The organism is Staphylococcus pettenkoferi (assembly GCF_002902685.1).
In the GTDB taxonomy this organism is placed as follows: domain Bacteria; phylum Bacillota; class Bacilli; order Staphylococcales; family Staphylococcaceae; genus Staphylococcus; species Staphylococcus pettenkoferi.
This window is the reverse complement of record NZ_PPRN01000033.1, coordinates 63,467-88,136: the sequence shown is the minus strand read 5'-3', so window position 1 is coordinate 88,136 and position 24,670 is coordinate 63,467. Positions and strand designations below refer to the sequence as shown.

Below are 24,670 nucleotides of genomic sequence, written 5' to 3'. Positions count from 1 at the left end.
AGCTCATAAAAATAAGTGTTATCAATAACACGTTGTGTTTATTGGAATTAACGTTGACATATTGTCATTTAGTTTTCAATGTTCATTTCGGTTGCTAACTTATGTTAACATCTCTTTAGCACGCTGTCAACAAAAGTTTTAATTTGTTTTCAAGTGATTAACATCACTTTTACAATATTAAATTATAAAATTGATTTTGACAAGTATAAGTTTTACACTTTTTTGTTGCTCAACTTTATAATTTCTATGTCGTTTTTGACGACTTTTATAGAGTACCAAGAAAACAATAAAATGTCAATAAAAGATTTCAACTTTTTTATTTAGCATTTCGTTCTTCATTTCTTTCGACTCACAAGAACTAATTCTAACATCTATTTCTTATAATGCAAGAGTCTTTCTTATCTTTTATTAATAGAAGTTTACAATTTATTAAGCTATTATTCCACAATAAGGTTATACTACTATCAATCCTGAAGCTCAACTGGCTTTCTTATGCTAAAAGTTTACTATCCCTCTACACTACTTTTTCTATCTAATTTGTTTTTATTTCTACCTTAATGCATTATTCCTTTCTCTATACTTTTTATTTTTCTCGCTCACAATAAAAAAAAGACTAAGCAAGCATGTCACTCACTTAGTCCTAGTCTCTCTATAAAAATTCTTATTCTTTATCAGAAGTTTTCTCAATAATACTTTGTGCCATTGATTGATAAATCTTACCTAGACGATCATCCGGTTGATAAATTGATGGCGCGAAGTCATTTGGATCCCATGAAGGCTGCTCTAATGGGAGTTGACCGAGAAGTTCTGTTTTCAACTCGTCGGCAAGTTTCTCTCCGCCACCTTTACCAAAGACATATTCTTTATTGCCTGTCTCTTTACTTTCGAAATAAGACATATTCTCAATAACACCTAAGATAGAGTGCTCAGTATGTTTCGCCATGGCACCTGCTCGAGCTGCAACGAATGCTGCAGTAGGATGCGGTGTAGAGACGATAATCTCTTTACTTGATGGTAACATCGTATGCACATCTAAAGCGACGTCACCTGTTCCTGGCGGTAAGTCGAGTAATAAGTAGTCAAGTTCGCCCCATTTCACTTCTGTGAAGAAACTCGTTAACATCTTACCTAACATAGGTCCACGCCAAATAACTGGTGCATTTTCCTCTACGAAGAAGGCCATTGAGATGACTTTAACTCCGTGGCGTTCAACAGGTACAATTTCTTTACCTTCCACAGCAGGTTTGCCCTCGATACCCATCATGTCTGGTACACTGAAACCGTAAATATCTGCATCGACTAATCCTACTTTCTTACCTTCACGTGCAAGTGAGACAGCTAAGTTGACTGCTACAGTAGATTTACCTACCCCACCTTTACCAGATGCGATTGCGATAAATTCTACAGGATTGTCTTTAGATAAAAGTCCTTCGATCGTTTGAGGTTCTTCTTTCTTCTTACCTGTGTATTTCTCGACAACTTCAGGCGGAAGTTCTTCGAAACGAATTCCCACAGTCTTCGCTCCGTTATCTTTCAACGTTTGAACGACTTTCATTTGTAAGTCTAATTGAGGCTGACCTCCAAGTTGTGCCATTGCTAGTTTCACACTAACATGGTCAATCTCCTCTTTGATTGAAATATTAACGATACCATCTGTTTCCGATAGTGGTACATTGATGATTGGATCTTTGATTTCCCCGACAAGTTCTTGAACTTGTTCTTTAGTTAACACGATTAGTTCCCCCTCATGCAATATCTATAACATATGTATAGTTAACAAACGTTATTTTTATATGCTTCTAGTCCTAGTATATACGTTCATTATGCTTTATAAAAAGACTTAGCTCAATAGTTTCACACAATTTTTCTCACAGATGATACTATTTTTTACGATTGAGATTTTCACTATCTGGATAAAAGATTTCCTTGCATAGAAACAGAAATCCTATAATAACTAAGATTACCCAAAAGTCGATGTGAATATATTGATAGTGAATATGAATCACAAAATAGAACATAATCGTAGTCACGACAAAAGAAATTAAGTGAAAAGTAATGCCTTTCAGATACTCACTTTCAGGTGCCCTTTTACGAAAATAGTCCATTAAATGTTCAACAACAAATAACGTGAAGTAGCCCAATACTATATAGCTGCCGTAATAAATAGAATTGTCGATGAAGTTTTTATTATAAGTAAAATCAGCAAGATGGAAATAAATCAGTATGCGACTTAACCCAAACATACCGAAACCTAAAAATGCTAAAAATACTGCTCCTGATAAAACAAAAATAGAGAGCATGACTAGCGTGGTTAATAAATATCTAAAATATCTCATCACTAATCACCTCTCTATTTGAGTTCTTATATAAAATTGATTTACTAAAACCGTTGTTCGAAAGCAATAATCTTTATGGGTTAATTAAAGCTATGCTCGTGTCTATAGTAAGTTGCCCATACAATAAATAGAATGATGAGCAGAATTAATGTCGCAGCTAAAATATTGTAAATACTCAATGACATAAATGGCAAGCTCATCGCATATAATGCGCCCATAACACTTGAACCGATAGAATTACCTAAGTTCTTAGTCAATGTGTAAAGAGACATCATCCGCTTCATATTGCTTGGGTCTGTCTCTTCTTGTGTAATAACACTATCTTTTGTATAAACAGTACCGAAGCTCACACCAGCAAGAATGAACGTTGCAGCCATAAATAGCGGTGCATGTGTACCAAAGAATAAGAGCACACTACATACAAATAAAGCTGTAAATGCTGCAAGATAAAGTCCCTTACGTGTAAGTTTTTCCTCGATTTTATGCAAAGTAAAGTTCAATACTAGCCAAGCTACCGAAATAGGAAAGACTACGAAACCACTTTGTAATGGAGAGAGTCCGAGATGGTCTTGCAAGTATACCGGCATATAAATATTATAGCCCATGAGCATAAAGGCATAGAGAAAGTCTGTGAAGAAGACGAGCCCTATCATCTTATTAAATTCTTTCACGGGTAAGAACGGACGCGACACTTGACTTTCAATACGGACTAACCAAACGATAGCGACCACTGCCAAGATAATTGCAATGATCACACCGTAAATTGGCAAATGACCCATGATTGCGAGTAAGAGTAAAAAGATAAAGCAATAGAATAAAGTGAGCCCTTTAATATCTAGCTTGTTCTTCGTCGTTGTAGATTCATTCTCGAAATGGAACGTAATAGCAACAAGTATAATCGCTAATATAGCTATAGGTATATTGACAAAGAATAACCAATGCCAAGTAGCAAATTCTAGAATCGCGCCACCTAGTAATGGACCAATAATACTAGAGATGCCCCATACACTACCTACTATTCCCATAATCTTGTAACGTAATGGTATCTCAAAGGCGAGCTTTGGAACAACTTGACCTAAGGCCATCATAACACCAGCGCCTAAACCTTGAACTAAACGTGAGATAATGAGGAATGTAAAAGTAGGGCTCATTCCTGACATGAGACTACCAACGAGGAATAATGCTACACCTATAATCGTGATATAAAGAATACGCATGCGATCTAGCAGTTCCCCTACGATGGGGTTAGCGATAACAATGGCTATGAAATAAACTGCAAACACTAATGAAATCGAGCTAGACACATCTAAGTCTTCTCTAATTGTTGGTAGACCTAAAGACACAATAGATGTCTCAATAGCTGACATAAACATGATAAGAATTAATGCAGCTACTACACCAATTGATTTCAGCTTCATAAAGCACCTCCATATATAATTTCACGTGTATAGACTTTCATATGACGCTACTCATCATCATTTCAGAATTAATGGAGTAGCGCCTATCTTAAACCTGATATATTTTATCAAATAAAATACACGATTGCTATAAAATGAAATGCTGAAGCCAAGACGATAAATAAATGCCAAATCATATGGAAATATGGTCGATCTTTCTGAGCATAAAACCATGCGCCTACCGTGTATGCAATACCTCCAAATAGGATAAAGAGCATAAATGGAATCGACGTACGTGTGACGATAACTGGAATAAATAGTAAACCTATCCAGCCCATCACCAAGTAGATGATTAAGCTTAGCTTATGATTAACATGTTTAGCTATCGATTTGTATAGAATTCCCCATATCGTGAGTCCCCAGAGCAATAGCATAACTGACCAACCTATCCAGCCGCCAACCACAATCATACAAACGGGTGTATAAGTACCTGCTATAGCGACATAAATCATACTATGATCGATGATACGCAGAATATACTTATGCGAAGAATCGTTAGCCATCGTATGATAAATGGTTGATGACAAGAACATCAGAAAGATGCTAATTACATAAATCGAAACGCTAAATGATTCAAGAATTGAACCACCTATATAGCTACTAACTGCTGCATAGGGTAGAGCACACAATGTAATTAAAGCTGCTGCACCATGAGATACACTATTACCTATTTCCTCCCCAAATGATAAAGGGATAATTTCTTTAAATGCACTTCTTACCTTTTTAGACTTGCCTTTAGTCATATCTTGCATTGCATCTCCACCTTATTCTTACACTAAGCCTAGCCGTTTTAAATCTTGTGTCGCAGTTTCTACACTATCTTTCCCCTCTTTATTCTTGAGAGGTGAGAATTCTTCATCACGTGGAACCTGCAATGTGATAAAGCTTGTAGCATATTTAAATATATCAAAGTAAAATAGTTCAAATTTCAAAGTTGGTTGTTTAATCACACCAAAATCTTCATCGAGCTGTTCTAATTCTTTAACAGCAAGATGATATGGTAATGGACGATCTACAACATTATCAATAAAAGCAAGTTTGAATGCATGAATACCAATATTTGCATTGTCGAATTGATTAGCAATCTCTGGATCTAGCTCTGAATATTCTAGCACTGTATCTTTGTGATCTTTATTGACTAATCTACCTACGCTCTCACCTGATTTTGGCTGAATCGATTTCGTTGTCACGTCTTTACTATGTTGGTAAGTAAATCCAGCAAACAATGGATCTAATACTTTTACCAATACATTGTCGACGTTATTGAGATAGATATACTCAATACCTAACTCTTGCATTTCCTCTAAATATCCCGCTTTAGCTAGCGACTTGAAGACGCCACCGTTCCCATTTGGTGTCTCTAGAATATTGTTTTCTACATCTAGAACAAGTTTACCTTCTTTAGATAAAGCAACGATGTTGTCCTGTTTGAATATATGTATATAGTCTTTGTCGTAGCCAAAATAATTTTTATCTTCTAGATATAAACGTGTTTGATTATCATTGATGTCACTTGTCATGATATACCAATGAACTTTAGTTCCAGTACGTTCAGCAAGCTGGATGAGCTGACGTGCTTGAAGTTCAAATAAACTGACACCTTCAATTTCAAATGTCCCTTTAGGTCCTTTGTAGCCAAGTCGTGTGCCTTGTCCCCCTGCGAGTAAGACAACTGCAAACTTGCCGTTTTTGATTGCTTCTAAACCAATATCCTCATACTGCTTCGTTTCATCTTCAGTTAATTGAGATTTAATATCGTATTGAACTTCAGAAACGTTGGAAACATCGTTAATCATTTCTTTGTTGAGATATAACTCCTCATACATATCGTTAATCTCATCTAGATCAAGTTCGTCTACTTTGTCTTCTAAAGCTTCTTTTTCATTAGAACTCATTAATTTTTCATATTCAATTAAGTGTTCTTGTCCATGTTTCTCTAAGCTTTTCTTGTCCACTTGTACTTTCTCTCCCTTACCTATCATTCGTTAATTATGCTGCTATTTTATTAAAAGTTCTTATATCTTCAATCTTTTATTCATTTTAACATATTATAGAATACCTCTTGCCAGAACGAACTAAACAAGAGATAGACCGCTCCAATAGTCAAGGCTGTAGCTAACGCTGCATCCACAGCGCCGCCTGTCTTGAAAGTCACTGGAAACTTAACATTTATCGGCAAAGGATACAACAATTTCACTCCTCGTGGTGTAAGCATATCTAATATAATGTGTGAGATCATACCTGCAATGATTGCAGATCCATAATAAATAGGTGCGTGGAAAAGATAAAGTAGTAAGCCTATAAGAGCGATAAAGCTAAGAGAGTGTGTAAAGGTTCGGTGGCCAAATAGTAGACGAATGATCCAACTAAGGAGTTTAAACTTTCTTCCAACTTTACTACGCGTATGACAGATATCAGGAAAGATGCTACTTAACGCGGCTAAAGTCACAACTGTAATTGAGGTGAAGAGGTCTGTATCACAATAGGATACAATACTTGCACCCACTAGGATGCCACATGATAGATGTGTCTTACCTGTCATAACTGATACTCCTTTAAGATATATTCTATTCTACCACATCTATCTCTATAATGCGAACATACTTTCGCTTTTTAGTATGGTAAAATTTACACCCCCTATATTACGTATACGTTTCGCTTCTATGTCTTGATAACTTTGTGCTTTAAATTTGAAATATCTATGTGCGAATAAAGGCGCTATGACGCGTCTGTGACACATTTATGATAACTACAGCCTATTGCTTGAAACCGATTGCATATTCTTTTATGATGAAATTACAAACTAATCAAAAGGATGTGTTCAAGTTATGGCAATGACTGTTAAGAAAGATAATAATGAGGTTAATATTCAATGGCGCGTTGCAGATATCAAGATTCCTACTAGTGAAATCCAAAATATTTCACAAGACCAAGACATCCACGCAGTACCTAAATTAGATGCTGATAAAGTATCTCGTATCGGTTCTACTTTCGGTAAGACAAATCGCGTTATTATCGATACTAACGACCATGAATACATTATTTATACGCATAATGACCAAAAGGTTTATAACGAATTAACGAAATAAATAGAAAATCAATTTGACGCATAAATAATACTCCAGGCATCCATTATGGGTGCCTTTCTTTTTACTTTATTCAACAAACGATAGGAGGAAGACATAAGTATGTATGTTGTAACGAATAGAATTAATCTTAAAGCAGGTTATGCTGAAAAAATGGCGCCAATGTTCACTAAAAATAGTGGAATTAAAGAAATGAAGGGATTTGTACGTACAGAAGTATGGCAAATTGATAACGAAGAATCATATGACCAACTTTACGTGAATACTTGGTGGGACACGGAAGAAGATTTCAAAGCTTGGCGTAATAGTGACGCTTTCAAGAATGCACATAGTGGCCCTAAGAAATCCGGAGAATCACCTGTTCTTAGTAATGAAGTTGTGAAAGCACATGTGTTAACACAATTAGATTAACTATTTCTACGCGAAGCCCTTACAGAGTGATATTGATCTCTGTGAGGGATTTTTTAAGCTTGACTTACAAAAATTGATAAAAACGCTATATCCTACTATTTCCTATTCTAGTTATGAAATCACTTTTTTCAGTAATCCTTGTCCTCCTTTTACAAAAAGAAAAAGGACAGAAACCTCGATCGATTTCTGTCCCATACTTTTAACTTAACTAAAATATAAATGCGCCATTAGAGAAATAATTGGCAATGCGATAATCGTTCTGATCAAGAAAATCACAAAAAGTCTAAAGATACTCACTGGAATCTTAGAACCTAGAATTACTCCGCCTACTTCTGACAGGTAAATCAACTGTGTAATACTTAAAGCACCAATCGTGAATAGCGTGATCTCACTATGCGCACCATCAATTAAGATTGACGGTAAAAACATGTCTGCAAAGCCAATTAAGATAGTTTCAGAAGCATGTGTCGCTTCAGGAATTTGCAACAGTTCAAGATATGGCACGAAGGGTTTACCTATAAATTGGAATACTGATGTATAAGTTGCGATAACTGTAGCTAGCGTACCTATACTCATCACTATCGGTAAGATGACAAACCACATATCAATCACAGTCTTAAAACCAGATTTAAAGAATTCGATAAAGTTCGGCGCTTCAATCCCAGTTTGTGTCGCTTGGTCGAAACCATGCTTTAAAGGATTCGATCCTTCTGGTAATTGCTCTTGACGTGCTTCCTCAGAAACATCTTGAGCATACTCATCAGGAATGCGATTAAGCGGCCAAATACGCGGCAGGATAAATGCACAAACGATACAAGAGACGATGACTGTAAAATAGAAATAGAAGAAATGTTTCTGCATATGAACGGTTTGTGCAATAACGATTGCAAAGGTTAGCGATACTACGCTAAATGTCGTTGAAATTACTGTCGCTTCACGACGTGAATAAATCCCTTTCTCGTACTGTCTACTAGTGATCAATACGCCTACCGTACCGTCACCGATAAACGAAGCCAAGTTGTCGACCGTTGATCGTCCTGGCAAAGTAAATAACGGGCGCATCACAGGTCTAAAGATGGGGCCTAACAATTCGAGTAAGCCGTATTCCATCAATAACGGAAGGAATAACGCCGCAAAGAAGAATACAGATACAAGCGTGGGTAGTAAGTCTCCAAAGACGAGACCACCAGTATCTTCTGAATAGATCATCTTAGATCCTGCCTTGAGATAGACCATCCACACGAAGACCACTGCAAGTATGCGTAAGACAAGCCATATCCAACTTACATTGAAAGCGTCATTGAGCAATTGCCCTTTCTTTAATTTCTTCCGTAAAAAGGTTGAACAAATCACAGAAATGATACCTGAAAGCGTTACAATCACAACGATGAGTAATGGCATCGCTGGCCCGATCAAGTCTTTCAGTAAACTTGCTAAATATGCTACAGGCAATGAAGTTTGTGATTCACCGTCCATTTTTACAGGAATAGGGATTAGAAATAAGATAATCCCTATTAAGGACATAGTTATAAATTTGAAACGACCTTTTCGTATTTGTTTATTACTATAGTCTTTCACTTTCCATCACCTTTCCGGTGTTACCTCAATATTAACAACGAATATAATTATAACTCATTATGTATAAATATGTATAGAACTTATAGGAAATTTGTTCTTAATATCACTCATATTTTATTTAAGTTTCATTATATATATTCAAGTATGTTACTACTGTATAGTATTACAACTACTTATTCAATTAATGTTAAAAGACCATATCTTCTTATCACTCAAATTTACACTTATTTAACTCTCTAACCTTAGAAATTTAAACAAACTAAAAAGGAACACAACAGGTGTCATATCGACTCGACTGTTGCATTCCTTATCTTTTACTAACGTAAGCGATCAATTTTTACACAATACTGCAGTTAACCTTGCACGTATAATGAAAACACGCTCTTCCAAGTTTATATTGCTGTATATATATTAGACTCCAACCTAATGTATACACCATTAATGTTACTCAAATATTCAATGTAAGACTGAACTGACTATCACTACATCATTTCACTCATCGTCGCACACCTGAACACGCATTGACACTAAAATTTCTATTGACCGCTTCAATCCCTTTATCTTCCTCATAATTCCGCTCTAACTGATCTTGGAACATACATAAACTTAAAGCAGAATAGCCAAGACTAAAATGAATTGTATCACCTACTTGATAGAAATCTTGACCTTTTAAATCGAGCATCAATTGATCACTTGTTGCTCCAAGAATTTCAATCTGATGTGCAATAGGCTTAAGTTCATTAACCATCGTATCTAACTGACCGATATCTACAATCGCTTGAAGATATTTGTCACCTGTTTCTAAATAAATACGTGGTTGAATTTCTAATATTTCAGCTTCCAGTGTGATGCAGTCTTGATAAAGCGATGCGATACCTACATTCGTCGTCGTATCAATGCCTCTGAATAACGTTTCACCGATACGCAATTCATTGATGCGCTCTAAATCACTATACATCAACAATGGCAACATACTTGAGTTCCCGCCTGAAATCACTCTGAAATGATGCCCTGTATCGGATTCCACTGCGTCAACTACCTGCGTCATCATCGCTACATCATCCTCAGTAGGCGCGATAGAATTGAAACACATGAAATTAAACGCGAGGCCAACCAAATTGATGTGACGCAGAGGCAGAATTTCTTTAACATAGTGCGTCAAATCATAAGTTAGTATGCCTTCACGACCATCTTTCCAATCTACCATTAGCATGATTTGATGTTTCTTACCTAAACTCGCCGCTATCTCATTCAACTCACGAATCACAGATAATTCAGTTTGGATGCTCATTTTACAAGTTTCAACCAACGCTTTATATTCACTTGCACGGGAAGGTCTCAATAGTGTAAAGGTATTGTCTGTATCTCGGAAAGGAGTCAGATGATTGAGTCTCGAATCAGCAAAGTGCGTGAGCCCTACTTTATTGAGCCGTTCAATCACGCGCTGATCACTTGCGACACTTTTTAACACAGGTGTGAGGTGAATATGTTTACGCGTCAACATTTGTTGCAGCACGCGTGCATTATATTCAATTTTAGATAAATTAATATTTAGTTGCGCCATGAGTCGTCCTCCTCTCGCAACGGATTTGGCAACGTAATCGTCTCATACTGCTTGACTTGTTGCTTCATCCGCATACGCATGAGCGCTTTGACCGTAATCGTCGGACCAAATAAGACATCCTTCAGTATTTGTGCATGAGGTGCATCGTCATCAATCGCCTCTCGCACCTGTTCAGCAACAATACGATATAACGCTCTTTCTTCTACACCTTCGTATTGAGTGAAGTGATAAATGAGTTCACCAAACTGGTTCTGAATCACTGAGTGTTGAAATTTTTGAATGACAGCCTCCATATCCTTAGCGATCAAGCTCGTATTTGTGATATCAACATTGTGAAGCGCTTGTTGTAATGCAACTAAGTCTAGACGCGCACCACCCAAATCTCGGATCAAGAACGTCATCTCATAGTGTGGGCCCAAGTTGACCACTGTATTCTGCATATGAGCTTCAAGTGCAATCCCGTAATGCTGAATATAAGCAATAAGTGGTCTCACTAACTGGCGCGCATATTCCGTGATGAAGCGTTGAATTGTTTGAGGCGTAACATCTTCCCGCGACCACTCAAGATAACTATCCACGATGACTTGTTGATCTACAGGATTACGATTGACAAGGCTTGCAGCGACGACCGCTATACCATTTTGTGTAAAAGTCGGTTTCTCCCTCACGATACATGCAAGCTGACGCGCGCGATCATCTTCAGTGTGCGCATAAATGCCATAGGGCTCTTTCGCAATTTGCATATGCGGAAAGCGTTGAAATAATCCTTGCAACTGATAACTCAAACGCGGGCCATCTACCGTAGTCACTGGACCGACCGTTCTGACTGCACTCGTCATTTGTATATTAACAGGTAGCTTAATATGATAAGGACGTCCCACGAGTTCCATTGTACGGAAAGATAGCGTTGCTTTACTATCGATGTTAAAAGGTGTCGGTAACAATATTTGGCGGTCAATCCATTCAATGTAATCGTGCAAAATCACGTGCTCATATTGCCATGGATGAACGAAAATAACGTAATAATCATCGAGACTAAGACCTAAGGGTTCAATAAAGGCGCGTAGTTTATAACGATAATCAGGAATAACTTGATTAAGTATCATTTGTGTATCTTCAACAGGAGATGTCACACCTGCATAGTCCTTATGTATGAGCATCAGTTTCAACGGTATCGTTTTTTCAAACTCCGGTGAATATGCTGCTACCTCTTCTTCTGTCAGCGGTAATTTCGTCTTTGACAGTGGATGAGTGGGATGCCCTTCGACAGCTAAACTTTCACTATAAAGCAAAGGATCGAGTTGTGAGGCATCAGCCATATGTTGTAACCAACTGAAGAAATTAATAGCTAGCGGCAACCGTGCATATTTCAAACTGGCTTTAACCGTCGACGCTCTACTTTCCATCACGCGATATACTGAAACGAACCCATCCCTACTTGAGATGAGCTCTTGATTTAATCTTTCATTAATAGGTATATCGAAATGTTGAGTGAGAATGTCAATGAGCTGTTCAGTTGAGTCAATCTGTTGGGTTTGATGACCTCTTGCGTAAGTAATCGCACCACTTAACTGATAACGTTTAAATGCGGCCACACGTTCTAACTTAACTTTAAGCACGTGCGCATGAAATTGAATATCTAACTCGTCGTCCTTCTCTGTCACAATTGTCGACTCAGGGAAGATACGTTCCTTAACGAGGCTATTCATTATACGATATTGTTCATTCTGATCAGCCTGTTTCCATAATGCGCTTGTCATACGACTTCCCCTCTCTTCATTCTCAATTATATATTATTTACCCTTTTTAATTTGCGCTTCAAACTTTTATTATTTTCTGAGTAATAGTGTGAATTGACTCATATCATTTTTTCTCTGCTTAAAATGCTAAACTTAGGTTGTTACGATGGAATAATATCTCTTCTTCACTACGCCATAGTTTTTCTCTAAATGTTTGAGTCCCCTCAACTTCTGTCTTAATCGTAAAATTGTTATGATAGATGTAATAAAAGGTTTCTTTTAATTGATAATTATTATCAATTACTACTGACATTAATTATACAAATATCAAATCGATTTGTAAAATAATCTTTCGAGGTGCTTTATGAAAAAAACAATAAAACATAAAGAGCTTGTAATTGACTTAACTCCAACTGAATCTTTAGCATACGACTACGTAGCTCAACAATCATCAGAATGGTTATCTTATTATGAAGCGACAATCATGACAGGCAGAGATAAAATAACACAACGCCTCATCGCTTCAATGTATCGTGAGAACTTAGTAGACGCCTACGATCATAGTGAGCTTATCTTAAATCACCATCTTACTCCCCATTTGAGAGAACACATCAATTCAGAATATGCACTCGTTATTCAATTATCGTCTCAACAATCACTACTTGCACAAGTCAGTGGCACATATGCTTACGATCGCATGGATGTACGTGGTCCTTTTTACCTAATAAATAAAGAGCAAGTTCAACGCATAATGAGTCCACTTGAAGTGCTTGAACTCATCTTGGAAGAGGATTCGAGCTATCGTACTGAAGCAAGCAAGCAATTTAAGGATGATCTTGAAAACAGTATGACGCATATGGGGTTAGGTTTGAGTTATCGTCTATGGACTAAGAAGGATAGACATCAATCTCTTTATGACGATTTGCAAGAGAGTCAAGACCCTTATTTGGCTTCAGAACAAGCAGTGATAGAGGGACACCCATTGCATCCAGGTGCTAAATTAAGAAAGGGTATGTCTGTCGCGGATACAGTGCGTTATTCTTCTGAGTTTAAACAAACGATTCCATTACACTTTGTATTAGTGAAACGTTCTATGAGTCGCCCGAGAGCATATGATAATGACTATAATCGTGCGCTACTTGCTGCTTTCCCAGATTTGGAAGCACATATTGAAGAGAAATTAGGATTACATGTACTGTCAGATTTCGTCATATTCGCCGTGCATCCTTGGCAATATCAAGAAATTGTGCAACGTGATTATCAATCTGACATTGAAGAAGGTAATATAGTTTCATTGTCTTATAGTCTGCCGTATTATGCAGGTTTGTCTTTCCGTACATTGATGCCGAAACAGCCTGATATGTATCCTCATGTGAAATTACCGACAAGTGTCCATATTACAGGGGAAATTCGTACGCTATCTGAACAAACGACATATAACGGACCTTTGATGACGCAAATTATAGGTCGAATTATTGAAGAAGATCCTTTATTTCACCAGTCAAATATCGGAATATTAGATGAGTTTGCGGGAACGCATTATTATTATCCAGAAGTTAACGACGCCGTGACATTGAGCGAACAACTCGGTACACTTTTCCGTGAAAATCTATATGAGAAAGTAAATTTAAATAAAGAACAGCTACCCGTCATCTGTTCAAGCTTAGCAATATCAGATGTCTATGAGTCGACGCCGTTCATCATGTCGCTCATCAATCAATATAGTAGCTCATTCGACAGTAAAGTTGCTGCAATTATCCAGTGGTTTAAGATTTACGCCCAAGCTTTATTAAATATCGCCCTCCCCCTATATGTAAAATATGGAATCGCTTTAGAAGCACATCTTCAAAATACTGTGGGTATCTTTAATAGTGACGGTAGTCTTGCTCAGATGCTCGTACGTGACTTCGAAGGTTTACGTATAGATCAACATCAGTTAGCAAAATATGGCTTTGATATCGAGAACTTTCATGAAAAATCACTTATACTTACTGATAAAGATCAGACAGTATTTAATAAAGTCTTTTATTCAACATTGCAAAATCACTTAGGAGAACTCGTTACGACGATTGTTGCTCATACTGATTGTGAAGATTTAGAACAAGAATTGTGGACAGTTATTCGTGAATTAATTGAGGAACGTTTAGAAAAAGTAGAAGAAACCTTACCTGAGGAAACGCAACGCTTAGCGTCTATTCGAGAGCGTCTCTTTGCGCCACTCATTGACTATAAATGTGTTACGACGATGCGATTAGAAGACGAAGCAGATATTTATACATATCGCCAAGTACATAATCCACTTTCGCAGTACAACTAATCACCAGACCCGCACGCTCTTCTAATGAGACGAAAAGTGCAATCAAATTTAAATACCAGTTCACACAAATTATAGGAGCAAGACAAAGAATTCAACCGTTTTCTGTCTTGCTCCTACTTTTTACTTTGAAATTAACCCACTCTCAAAGGGTTTTTATGTCGCCACCAAAAAAAGGTGAGCCCTCAGCAGGCTCACCTTTCATATTAGAACGACTCTGGATTATTGTAATCCTTTGTCTTCATTGTTATTTTTTTGGTTCTTTTCGTGTTTTTGAGACCATTCTTTCTTAGTCATTACATCGTCAACTTGCATGTTCACTTCAACTACTTCTAAACCAGTGATGTAGTTGATTTGTTCTTTAACGATGTCTTGTACTTTTTTGAAGATTTTAGGTGCAGATTCACCGTATTCTAAGATAACGCGTAAATCTACTGCTGCTTGTTTTTCGCCAACTTCAACGCTAACACCTTGTGTTACGTTGTTGCCGCTACCGAATGAGTTAGAAATGTTGTCGACAAAGCCGCCTTTCATTTCTAAGATACCTTTAACTTCACGTGCAGCAATACCAGCGATTTTTTCAACTACTTCATCAGAGAAAGTCAATTTGTTTTGGAATTGTTGCTCTTGGCTTTCTTCGCGACGTTCTTGACGTTCTTCTCTTTCTTTTTCATTCACGCCTGATTGATTGTTGTATGCTTGTTTAGCTTTATTGTTATCTACTGCCATAATACATTCTCCTTTATTTAAAATATTTCTTTCTTATCGAATAATTCTATTTTTCTCTAACTCCATCGATTTAAAAAGTTCATAAAGTCTTGCTTTCTGTCTTTCATATACCCGATTCCTATTCCAATCAAACATAATAAAATAATTAATATTGTCTTCCAGAATCCGAGCGTTAGGAATAAAATAGCGATAATCAAGAATGCTAGGAAACCAACTACTCGCCATTTATAAGCTTTGAGGAAATCGATTACTTGCTGTAGTGAATCTTGTTCTTGTTGATTATTGTTATTAGCCATATTAACCCTCCCTTACAACACGCGTTGTCCTGCGGCTTTCTGATCTCGTACGTTAACCTCTAATTTTTTAACAGGAATTTCAGCAAAATGTTCTACGTTCTGTTTAATATCATTGCGAATCGTTTCTGTCAGTTGTTTCACTTGTACATCACCAGGCACGAAGAAATCTGCCTTCAATGTGATATATGAATTATTCTTCTTGTTATACAACTTAGCAACTACGTTTGGCTGTCTAATTGCATCATATTTAGTGACTGTGTCATAAGCTGTCTTCTCAACAGCACGACGGGACACATAAATATGTCCATCTTCGTAGTCTTTGTATAATCCAGGTTTGCGATACGTAGGTTTAAACAAGCTAAATACGAGTATTAGACCAATAAGTATGAGAAAAGCTGATAAACCAATAAGTAATGGTTGGAACCAGTTAAATTGTAAGAAGTAATCTTGGTATTCGCTAATTCTTGAGTCATCGATGTACATGAAGAGTAAGAAACCAACGATTACTACAATCAGTAGGCCTAATATGAAATTTTTAAGTCGTTTCACCTCGTATGACACCTCCTATGCATAGATTAATTATGTTCTCTTTGTATGGTCTTAATACCCTAAATTTTTTACAGAAAACATTGTTATTAATTTTTAACAATAACGCCTTACGTCATATTATTGTTGCGAAAATATTTTATAGTCATATTATCTTTCTGACTGTGCTTCGCGCGCCTCCGCTTCTAAATCTGATTTACGATAATGCAAGACTTTGTAGTCTTCACCGAGAATCTTCTGATGCGTCCGTGGCTTTTCATGAGACAGAGCTTTAAACAGACCCCAAATCATAAAGATAATGACTACGGAGAATGGTAAAGCTGCGATGATGAGCAAGTTCTGGATGGATTGCGTTCCGCCAGTATAAATCATAATCATCGCAAACAATGCGAGAATGACACCCCAGCTCACTTTAACGAACGAACTAGGATTGATATCGCCTTTAGAGCTCAACATACCAAGTACATATGTCGCAGAATCGGCTGAGGTCACGAAGAAGATCATGATCACGACGAGCGTCACGATACTGAGAATAAAGCCTAATGGGAAATGCTCTAACGTCGCAAATGTCGCTGTTTCTGTCGCTTCTTTGGCAATATTAGCGATGTGATGCTCTTGTAAGTAAATCGCTGTTGCACCAAACACCGCGAAGAATAAGAAACATACAAGAGCCGGTACGAAGAGTACGCCGAGAATAAATTCTTTAATCGTACGACCTCTTGAAACACGGGCGATAAAGATACCGACGAATGGTGCCCATGATACCCACCACGCCCAATAGAAGATGGTCCAGTTCTGCATCCATTGGAATTTCTCTCCACCGCTCTGTGGAATACGTAAACTCATATTAAAGAAGTTAGCAATGTAATTACCTAATGAATTTGTAAAGGTATTTAAGATTTGCAATGTCGGACCGACGCAGAATAATACGACGAGTACAACGAAAGCGAGTATCATATTGATATTACTTAAATTTTTAATCCCTTTATCAATACCTGACCAGGCTGACCAAGTAAAGAGGATTGTCGCGATAATGATGATTATCACTTGCACACCAAAGTTTGACGGTGCGTGGAACAAGTAGTGAAGTCCTTCGTTAATCTGTAAAGCACCGAAACCAAGTGTAGCTGCAACACCTGTAACCGTTGCGATAATCGCAAGTACGTCGACCGCTCCCCCTAGTGGTCCACGCATCAAACGTTGCCCGAACACAGGCACAAGCGTTGCACTTACGAGACCTGGATAACCTTTATGGAAGTTAAAGTAAGCAAAGACGAGTGCGACGATGCCGTATACTGCCCACGCATGAATTCCCCAATGGAAAAAGGCAAATTGCATAGCATCGTTAATCGCACTTTGTGTGCCTGCTTTATGGATGGGTGTCAGCGTGAAAGCGTGACTAATTGGCTCTGCCGTTGTCCAGAATACGAGACCAATCCCCATTCCGGCACTAAATAACATGGCGAACCATGATTTAAGTGAGAACTCTGGGTCTTCCCCTTCTTCACCCAGTGTAATGGATGAGAATCTTGAGAAGAGTAAATAAACACAAATCACTAATATCGCTAACACAAGTAAGAGGTAATACCAACCGAAATGTACGGCGATAAAGTTAGTGATATTCTGTGTGTACTTCTCGAGTTGTTTAGGCAAGATTGCCCCATACATCACAAAGGCTGTACAAATTGCCAAAGCAACCCAGAAGACAATCGTCAATTTCTTTTTTTGCATGACCTGATACACTCCTTAGTTGAGATGTACTTCACATACCCTCTCAGACGCAGAGTAATCGAGTTTCACGGGATTAAGTGGTCTGGCGAGACTAACTTTTATATAGGATAAAATGAATTGATAGAAACGCTACATATTTACGGATAAAAAAAGAGAGGAGCATCCGACTTTACATGAGTCGTTGCTCCCATCTTCAGCGCTTAGTTTTACTTTATATGATTACTCGTGTTCCTCTTCTAAATTAATTACAAGTTTACCAATCATTCTTTGGTCTTCTAGTATTTGATGGGCACGGTAAATATTCTCGCTCGTTAAACCATGCATGACTTGAGTCACTGTTGGTTGATATATCCCTTGCTCAATCTTCTTAGTAATATCAGTTAAATACTCGTGATGTTTAACCATATCATCTGCTTGATGTACGATACGTGCATACATGTACTCATGAGTAAATGTGATGCTTTTAGACTTTAATAAATTTAAATCTTGTTTCTCTTGAAACGCCACAATTGTCGCAATCGTACCTCTTGCTTTAACTAAATCAATCATTGTCTCGTAATACATATCGGTGTTAAATGTACAGAAAACATAATCTACTTCATTGATATCATGCTGCTTCAATTCATCTACGAGATCATTATGATGATTCAACACGATGTCAGCGCCCATATCTTTATTCCAATGTGTAGTCTCTTCACGAGAAGCCGTCGTAATTACTCGTAGTCCATAAGCTTTGGCAATTTGTGTGGCAATGCTACCAACGCCACCAGCACCATTGATGATTAATAATGTTTTACCCTTATTCTCTTCCGGATTAGATGAGATTTGGAATACATCAAACAATGTTTCTGAAGCAGTTAGACCTGTTAAAGGTAGACTTGCCGCTTCGTTATAGGATAAATTTTTAGGCTTATGAGCTGCGAGACGTTCATCAACAAGCTGATATGTTTGATTCGATCCTTGATAATTTGGAGAACCAGAGTAATAAACTTCATCCCCCTCTTGAAATAGAGTGACCTCATCTCCCACAGCTTGAACGACACCTACCGCATCAAACCCAAGCACTCTTGGTATTTCTGACGGCGTTGTTTGACGTAGTTTCGTATCCACTGGATTCACACTTATTGCTTTAACCTGAACGAGCAACTCATGTTGTTGCGGTTCTGGTATATCTCTGTCATATTCATAGAATAAATTTCCTTCATCTAGCGTAAAAACGCGATCTGCACCTATAGCTTTCATCTTCTCACCCCCTCATTAATCACGCTCAGCAACTTTTACTACTTGTTTACCGAAATTATCGCCAGTAAATAAGTTTTTGAAAGCTGCAGGAACCTTGTCAAAGCCTTCTTCAACTGAAGTTCGCACTTGAATGTCACCATTTTTTACCCAATGTGCTAAATCTTGGGCCGCATTTGCGAAATCATCTTGATAATTATGAACGACGAACCCTTTCATTAAAGCTTGATTTTTAATTAAAATAGGTTGAATCCGTGGGCCATAATCAATTTCAGTATCATTATAGTTAGAAATAGAGCCACAAACTGGAATACGTGCAAAAGTATTCAAATGCTTGAAGACTTCATCTGCAACGGTACCTCCAACATTTTCATAATAAACATCTATACCTTGAGGCACGGCTGCTTCCAATTGATCAGCAAAGTCGTCTGCCTTGTAATCAACAGCCGCATCAAAGCCTAACTCTTCAGTTAAGAAGTGTGTCTTCTTAGTACCGCCTGCAATACCGACGACGCGAGCACCTTTCAATTTCGCAATCTGACCTACTACTGAACCTACAGCGCCGGATGCTGCAGAAACAACAACGGTTTCCCCTTGTTGAGGTTGACCAATCTTAAGTAAACCATGGTAAGCCGTTTGCCCTGGCATACCTAACACGCTTAAGTTTAAGTATTCTGGAACATCTAATTGGGGAACTTGGCGTACTTCATCTGCAGAAGCAATCATTTCTTTACGCCATGGTAAGATGCCTACAACAACGTCTCCTTCACTTAATTGTTGTGAGTGTGAATCAGTTACTTGAGCCACTACATGTCCGTGAATGGGTTCGTTAAGTTCGAAAGGTTGTACGTAAGAGTCACTGTCACTCATACGGCCACGCATATAGGGGTCAACTGAGATATACAGTGCTTTCAATTTCACTTCACCCTCTTGCGGCTTCTGAACTTCTACTTCCTCAAAGCGAAATGTCTGATCGTCTGGCATTCCTTGGGGTCTTTGTGCAAGTACAATTTGTTCTGTCTTCATAATAAACCTCCTCTTTTATTAAGAGATTTACCCGCTTTCTGTATTATAAAAAAGTTGTCTAACAATATATCAAGCGCACGAATAGATTTAAAACCGTAACTTAATCATGTCCCCATAAGAACTGATTAATGTGTTGAGCTACCTTCGCGCTATCATGTAACTCACTATGGTCGCCTTCCTTACCGGTAATCTTTAAAGTGTCGTAGCTATCGACTACATCACCTATGATATATTCCAAAGATTGAGAAGAAACGTTACTCACACGACGATCTGAATGCGAACCATCTTCGACATCTCCATATATATTTAATACTTTGATATGTTTGTCACGGTAAATTTGTTTTAACGGTAGAATATGACGATACTCTGACGTCATTCGTTCAGGTTTACCATTCTGATCGAGGTGATTGTCATTCGCTTTATCATCCATACCCAACACGCCGTCAAACGTACCTGCAATGTTAACTTGTTTGTTTAATTTCGGTAAGTCTTTATCATTACCATGCTCAAGCATAAAGTAACTAAACGACATATTAGCCATTGAATGCATGACCATATTATAGTGATCAAATTTCTGTTGGTCCTCAAGCTTCACTAAGACATTTTTAATCCATTGTGCATTTGTGTGATAATCACCATTCTCATTGTCTTCGAGCTTGATGATGACGAGCGGATGACGATCATGCTTGGAAAGTGGTCGATCAACTTTCACATGGCCTTGAGCATCGACAGTGGCATAAATCTTGTCATGATGATGATCTTTCGTAGCACGCTGAACCAAATATTTCGTAGAGTTTAACGTCCCACTATAACCGTGTAGATACAATGTTGGCGTAATCTCATTAGATGTATAGGTAGGTTGCTTATGCTTATTTTTGAACAACGCACATGCACTCACCGAAGTTGTGAAGAGTATGAGACATAAAATCATTGCTAGCTTTTTCATATGTTGACTCCTTTAAGTGTTATCACACTTAAGTATAGACTAATTTAAAGTAATCGCGTACTTTAAAGCATGCTAACCAGTTGTAACACACTTGAAAAAATTAATCGTTATCATATCGCAAAATGCAGAGTTCGATGAAGTCATACTACCTCACCAAACTCTGCACTTCCTTATCAATTATAAATGTTTCTGTTCTGCGACTTGCTTATACCAATACGCACTCTCTTTCGGATAGCGTTGTTGCGTGTTAAAGTCCACATAGAATAAACCATAACGTTTCTCGTACCCATTCGACCAAGAGAAGACATCCATCAATGACCATAGGAAGTAACCTTTTACTTCAGCACCGTCACGTATCGCATCTTGTATTGCCGATAAGTGTGATTGAATGTAATCGATACGCGTTTTATCATGAACCGTTTGCTGTTCTGCATCAAATTCATCTTTATAACCTAGGCCATTTTCAGTAATGTAAATCTTATTATAATTAGGATAATCATGTTTAATGCGCATAATTTGATCATAGAGTCCCTGAGGATAAATGATCCAATCCCAATCTGTACGTGGGATATCCATATCGAATTCGCGCTCACCTACTCCTTTTAAAGCATAGCGTGAGCCGCCTTTCACACCTTTAGAATTATGTGTGATTATATTCTCTCCCTCATACGCTTTCATCCAATCACTCATGTAGTAATTGATACCTAAAAAATCGTTCTGATCTTTAGCTGCACGTAATGCCTCGAAATCCTCTTCGCGTAAATCTAAAGTCCCGCTGTTGACTTCAAGAATATGATTGACACCTGACATAGTAGCATCAGAATATTCACCCAAGTAAGTCGCATCTAAAATGAACTTATTGTGAATGATATCTTCAAGCTCTGCAGCTTTCACATCCTTAGGATCTTCAGGATTTAAAGGATATTTCGTTGGTAAAGCATGAACAATGCCTATTTCACCTTTGATGTTATGCGTTCTAAAGAGATTAACTGCTTTCGCGTGAGCCACCATCATATTGTGATGAGACTGAAAGAGCTTCTCGAAATCGTATTGAATACCTGGCGGAAACTTACCTACTAAATATTGCCCATCTCCTATAGGTCCTATTTCGTTAAAAGTCGTCCAGTAGTTCACTTCAGTAAACTCTTTGAAGCAGAATTCTGCGTAGTTTACAAAGTGCTCCACATTCTCTCTGTTAAGAAAGTCACCATTTTCATGTAAAGCTTCAGGTGTATCGAAATGATGCAACGTCACAAAAGGTTCAACATGATGCTCGTGACATCTTTCAAACAGGCGATGATAGTATTCTACACCTTTAGGGTTCACTTCACCGTAACCTTTGGGAAAGATACGTGACCACGCAATCGAAATGCGAATGCCATTGATATTGAAACGTTCGCATAAGTCTAAGTCAATGGGATACTGATGATAGAAATCACTGGCAGGTTCAGCAATATACCAATAATTCTCTTTGAGATAATTGTCCCATGCGACACGTCCTTTACCATCTATGCGTGTTGCACCCTCAGCTTGATACGCAGCTGTAGCCCCACCAAATATAAAGTCCTCTGGAAATCGTTCTACCATCTCTATCTCTCCTTCGAATTAATTAAATTGTTTTTGTACAAATTCTAGAGCTTCTTTACCGATTCTAGTCAAATTAATATATTCTACACCTTGCGTTTTAGCTAATTTAATACCTAAGCGATCGGTGTCACATTTAATATCCTCATAGTTGGATGCTACTTGTGGTGCGAGAATGACAAGCTGATAGTCTTTCATAATATCCATATGTGCACCGTAACTTCCTGCCGCTGCAGTGATAGGTTGATGGTATTCTGCTGCTGCTTTGTTTAAAGCATTTGCTAGCAAACCACTCGTGCCCCCACCTGCACATAGGACGAGGACATTCGTTTCTTCTTGAATAGATGAAGTGTTTGCGGCAACCGCTTCATGCTCCTCATTTAATTTCTCTGTTGCTTGCTGTTGATTACTCATGATTTGTTCTGCTTTTGTCGTGTCAAAGTTTGCTTTCACCTTTTCTTCTAACGCTTTCGTTGAGGTATTATCAGCATTCTCTTGTTCTTCTAAATAGATACCTTTGTCGTATACTTTTAAGAAAGGATAGTAAATCGTAACATCTACAAATATCAGAACTGCAGCAAGTACAAAGGACCATACGCCAAATCCAGTACCCATGATAATACCTAGTGGTCCTGGTGTCGTCCACGGTAAGTTCACACTAAAGCTGTTCATCCCTAATACGTCAACGAAGAATTTAAAAATCCAGACGTTGGCAATCGGTGCAAAGACAAAAGGTATGAAGAAAATAGGGTTTAAGACGAGTGGCGCACCGAACAGAATAGGCTCATTCACTCCGAAGAATGTAGGAACGACTGAGGCTCTTCCGATCGCCTTATTACGTTTCGATTTTGTTAACCACATAAACATGAATGGAACGACAAGTGTGGCTCCCGTACCTCCTAATGTAACGATAAACATTTGTGTACCTGACGTAATAACTTTGTCTGCGTGCATGCCTGCGTGTAAAAGTTTGAAGTTCGTTTCGATATTCGCATAAGTAATAGCAGAAATAGCTGGTTCTACTATAGACGGACCATGTATACCGACGAACCAGAAGAACGCAAAGGCACCAAAGATAATTGTGATACCAATCCAGCCATCCGCAGCAGTAAAGAGTGGTTCAAATAATTTAAGAATGGCTTCAGCTACTGTAGTATGGATGAATGAGTGAATGAGTAAATCTAAACCATAGAGTATAAGGATAACGATAGAGAAAGGAATGATATCCTTAAACACTTGAGAAATATTAGGCGGTACCTCTTTAGGCATCTTTATCGTGATGTTCTTCTTCATACAGAAATTGTAAACAGCTACTGTGATAAACGCTGCTAAAAATGCCGTTAATAAACCTTTCGTACCCATAAAGGCATTTAAATACCCGCCCTCTTTAGCTTGTTCAGCAGAAAGTAACAAAAATCCACACATAGCAGCTAACATAATAGAAATAAAGTTCAGTTGCTGGTTCGCTTTAAGCTTTCGATTGTAGGAGTCTGTCAAAGACTTCGCTGTCGTTCCAGCTACCAGAATAGCTACTAACCCCATCGTGTAATTGTAGGGTTTCATCAAGATGCCTTCCATATGTTTAGACCACGTGAAACCGAAGATATTTGGTACGAAAGCGATGAGTAAGAATAAACTAGAGAATAAGATTACTGGCATCGCTGCAATAAAGCCGTCTCTGATAGCTCTTAAGTAAATATTTCTTGAGATTTTCTCAAAAAATGGCTTTGCTTTCTCAATTTGTGAAATCAGTCTGTTCATGCTGTTCACCGCTCTCTTTGATATAGTTCAATAATATGCGTCATTAAATCTCGAATGGCAAGCGTCGTCATCAAGTGATCTTGACCGTGCATCATTGTTACACTGTATGGAATATCGTTGCCTTGTGCTTCGTTCGCTAACAATTCCGTTTGTGCATTATGCGCTTTAGTGATGACTTGATTTCCTTCTTCTATGAGTGACTCAGCTCCTGCAATATCTCCATCTTTAGCAGCTTGGAGTGCCTCCAGAAACTTAGATCTCGCTTCACCTGCATATGCGACAATTTCAAAACCTAACATTTGTACGTCTTCTTTTTGCATCTTAATC

General features: G+C 37.9%; 22 protein-coding genes. 3 read left to right on the top strand and 19 right to left on the bottom strand.

The features are described 5' to 3' along the window. Positions 1-661: 661 nt before the first annotated feature. From CD126_RS06920 to CD126_RS06895, 6 genes are all read right to left on the bottom strand, one after another. Positions 662-1,732, bottom strand: a complete 1,071-nt coding sequence (locus CD126_RS06920; RefSeq protein ID WP_002471251.1) for an Mrp/NBP35 family ATP-binding protein — start codon at positions 1,730-1,732, stop codon at positions 662-664. 148 nt (positions 1,733-1,880) lie between these two features. Then, positions 1,881-2,336, bottom strand: a complete 456-nt coding sequence (locus tag CD126_RS06915; RefSeq protein WP_049407706.1) for a SepA family multidrug efflux transporter — start codon at positions 2,334-2,336, stop codon at positions 1,881-1,883. Positions 2,337-2,416: 80 nt separating this feature from the next. Next, the gene (sdrM, locus tag CD126_RS06910) at positions 2,417-3,754 is read right to left on the bottom strand and encodes a multidrug efflux MFS transporter SdrM (protein WP_103370235.1); all 1,338 of its coding nucleotides are present in this window, start codon (positions 3,752-3,754) and stop codon (positions 2,417-2,419) included. 107 nt (positions 3,755-3,861) lie between these two features. Beyond that, the gene (trhA, locus tag CD126_RS06905) at positions 3,862-4,545 is read right to left on the bottom strand and encodes a PAQR family membrane homeostasis protein TrhA (RefSeq protein WP_002471255.1); all 684 of its coding nucleotides are present in this window, start codon (positions 4,543-4,545) and stop codon (positions 3,862-3,864) included. Between the two features lie 18 nt (positions 4,546-4,563). Then, a complete protein-coding gene (locus CD126_RS06900) occupies positions 4,564-5,775 on the bottom strand; it encodes a UTP--glucose-1-phosphate uridylyltransferase (protein WP_049407702.1) in 1,212 nt (403 codons plus the stop codon). A 53-nt stretch (positions 5,776-5,828) separates the two neighbouring features. Next, entirely contained in the window at positions 5,829-6,335 is a 507-nt protein-coding gene (locus CD126_RS06895; protein WP_049407701.1) for a metal-dependent hydrolase, read from the bottom strand. A gap of 286 nt (positions 6,336-6,621) precedes the next feature. Here CD126_RS06895 and CD126_RS06890 point away from each other — a divergent pair, with 286 nt between their 5' ends. Continuing rightward, the gene (locus CD126_RS06890) at positions 6,622-6,882 is read left to right on the top strand and encodes a SunI/YnzG family protein (RefSeq protein ID WP_002471374.1); all 261 of its coding nucleotides are present in this window, start codon (positions 6,622-6,624) and stop codon (positions 6,880-6,882) included. 99 nt (positions 6,883-6,981) lie between these two features. Continuing rightward, positions 6,982-7,290, top strand: a complete 309-nt coding sequence (locus tag CD126_RS06885; RefSeq protein WP_049407699.1) for a heme oxygenase — start codon at positions 6,982-6,984, stop codon at positions 7,288-7,290. 204 nt (positions 7,291-7,494) lie between these two features. Here CD126_RS06885 and CD126_RS06880 read toward each other — a convergent pair whose 3' ends face one another. The 3 genes from CD126_RS06880 to CD126_RS06870 form a co-directional block, all read right to left on the bottom strand. Beyond that, a complete protein-coding gene (locus CD126_RS06880) occupies positions 7,495-8,814 on the bottom strand; it encodes a YjiH family protein (protein ID WP_049407714.1) in 1,320 nt (439 codons plus the stop codon). A 550-nt stretch (positions 8,815-9,364) separates the two neighbouring features. Continuing rightward, positions 9,365-10,432, bottom strand: coding sequence for an alanine racemase (locus CD126_RS06875; RefSeq protein ID WP_103370233.1), 1,068 nt, complete (start codon positions 10,430-10,432; stop codon positions 9,365-9,367). Then, positions 10,420-12,192, bottom strand: a complete 1,773-nt coding sequence (locus CD126_RS06870) for an IucA/IucC family protein (RefSeq protein ID WP_049407696.1) — start codon at positions 12,190-12,192, stop codon at positions 10,420-10,422. Before CD126_RS06870 ends, CD126_RS06875 begins: the two co-directional genes overlap by 13 nt. Before the next feature lie 343 nt (positions 12,193-12,535). Between CD126_RS06870 and CD126_RS06865 the strand changes: the two genes are divergently transcribed. Then, a complete protein-coding gene (locus CD126_RS06865; RefSeq protein WP_049407695.1) occupies positions 12,536-14,488 on the top strand; it encodes an IucA/IucC family protein in 1,953 nt (650 codons plus the stop codon). Between the two features lie 219 nt (positions 14,489-14,707). Here CD126_RS06865 and CD126_RS06860 read toward each other — a convergent pair whose 3' ends face one another. From CD126_RS06860 to CD126_RS06815, 10 genes are all read right to left on the bottom strand, one after another. Then, positions 14,708-15,214 carry an Asp23/Gls24 family envelope stress response protein gene (locus tag CD126_RS06860; protein ID WP_049407694.1) on the bottom strand — a complete coding sequence of 169 codons (507 nt, stop codon included), beginning with the start codon at positions 15,212-15,214 and terminating at the stop codon, positions 14,708-14,710. Between the two features lie 56 nt (positions 15,215-15,270). After that, positions 15,271-15,510 (bottom strand): DUF2273 domain-containing protein, encoded by a 240-nt coding sequence (locus CD126_RS06855; protein WP_002471307.1) that lies wholly within the window; start codon positions 15,508-15,510, stop codon positions 15,271-15,273. Between the two features lie 12 nt (positions 15,511-15,522). Beyond that, positions 15,523-16,059 carry an alkaline shock response membrane anchor protein AmaP gene (gene amaP, locus CD126_RS06850; RefSeq protein ID WP_002471274.1) on the bottom strand — a complete coding sequence of 179 codons (537 nt, stop codon included), beginning with the start codon at positions 16,057-16,059 and terminating at the stop codon, positions 15,523-15,525. A gap of 147 nt (positions 16,060-16,206) precedes the next feature. Continuing rightward, positions 16,207-17,787 (bottom strand): BCCT family transporter, encoded by a 1,581-nt coding sequence (locus CD126_RS06845; protein ID WP_103370232.1) that lies wholly within the window; start codon positions 17,785-17,787, stop codon positions 16,207-16,209. Positions 17,788-18,006: 219 nt separating this feature from the next. Then, entirely contained in the window at positions 18,007-19,029 is a 1,023-nt protein-coding gene (locus tag CD126_RS06840; protein WP_049407690.1) for a zinc-binding alcohol dehydrogenase family protein, read from the bottom strand. Positions 19,030-19,044: 15 nt separating this feature from the next. Next, a complete protein-coding gene (locus CD126_RS06835; RefSeq protein WP_049407689.1) occupies positions 19,045-20,052 on the bottom strand; it encodes an NADP-dependent oxidoreductase in 1,008 nt (335 codons plus the stop codon). A 100-nt stretch (positions 20,053-20,152) separates the two neighbouring features. Next, positions 20,153-20,998 (bottom strand): alpha/beta hydrolase, encoded by an 846-nt coding sequence (locus CD126_RS06830; protein ID WP_103370231.1) that lies wholly within the window; start codon positions 20,996-20,998, stop codon positions 20,153-20,155. Positions 20,999-21,175: 177 nt separating this feature from the next. Next, positions 21,176-22,585 carry a 6-phospho-beta-galactosidase gene (lacG, locus tag CD126_RS06825; RefSeq protein WP_103370230.1) on the bottom strand — a complete coding sequence of 470 codons (1,410 nt, stop codon included), beginning with the start codon at positions 22,583-22,585 and terminating at the stop codon, positions 21,176-21,178. 18 nt (positions 22,586-22,603) lie between these two features. After that, positions 22,604-24,343: a lactose-specific PTS transporter subunit EIIC gene (locus tag CD126_RS06820; RefSeq protein ID WP_103370229.1), complete on the bottom strand. Its 1,740-nt coding sequence runs from the start codon at positions 24,341-24,343 to the stop codon at positions 22,604-22,606. Positions 24,344-24,348: 5 nt separating this feature from the next. Beyond that, a complete protein-coding gene (locus tag CD126_RS06815; protein ID WP_049407683.1) occupies positions 24,349-24,663 on the bottom strand; it encodes a PTS lactose/cellobiose transporter subunit IIA in 315 nt (104 codons plus the stop codon). Positions 24,664-24,670: the final 7 nt, after the last annotated feature.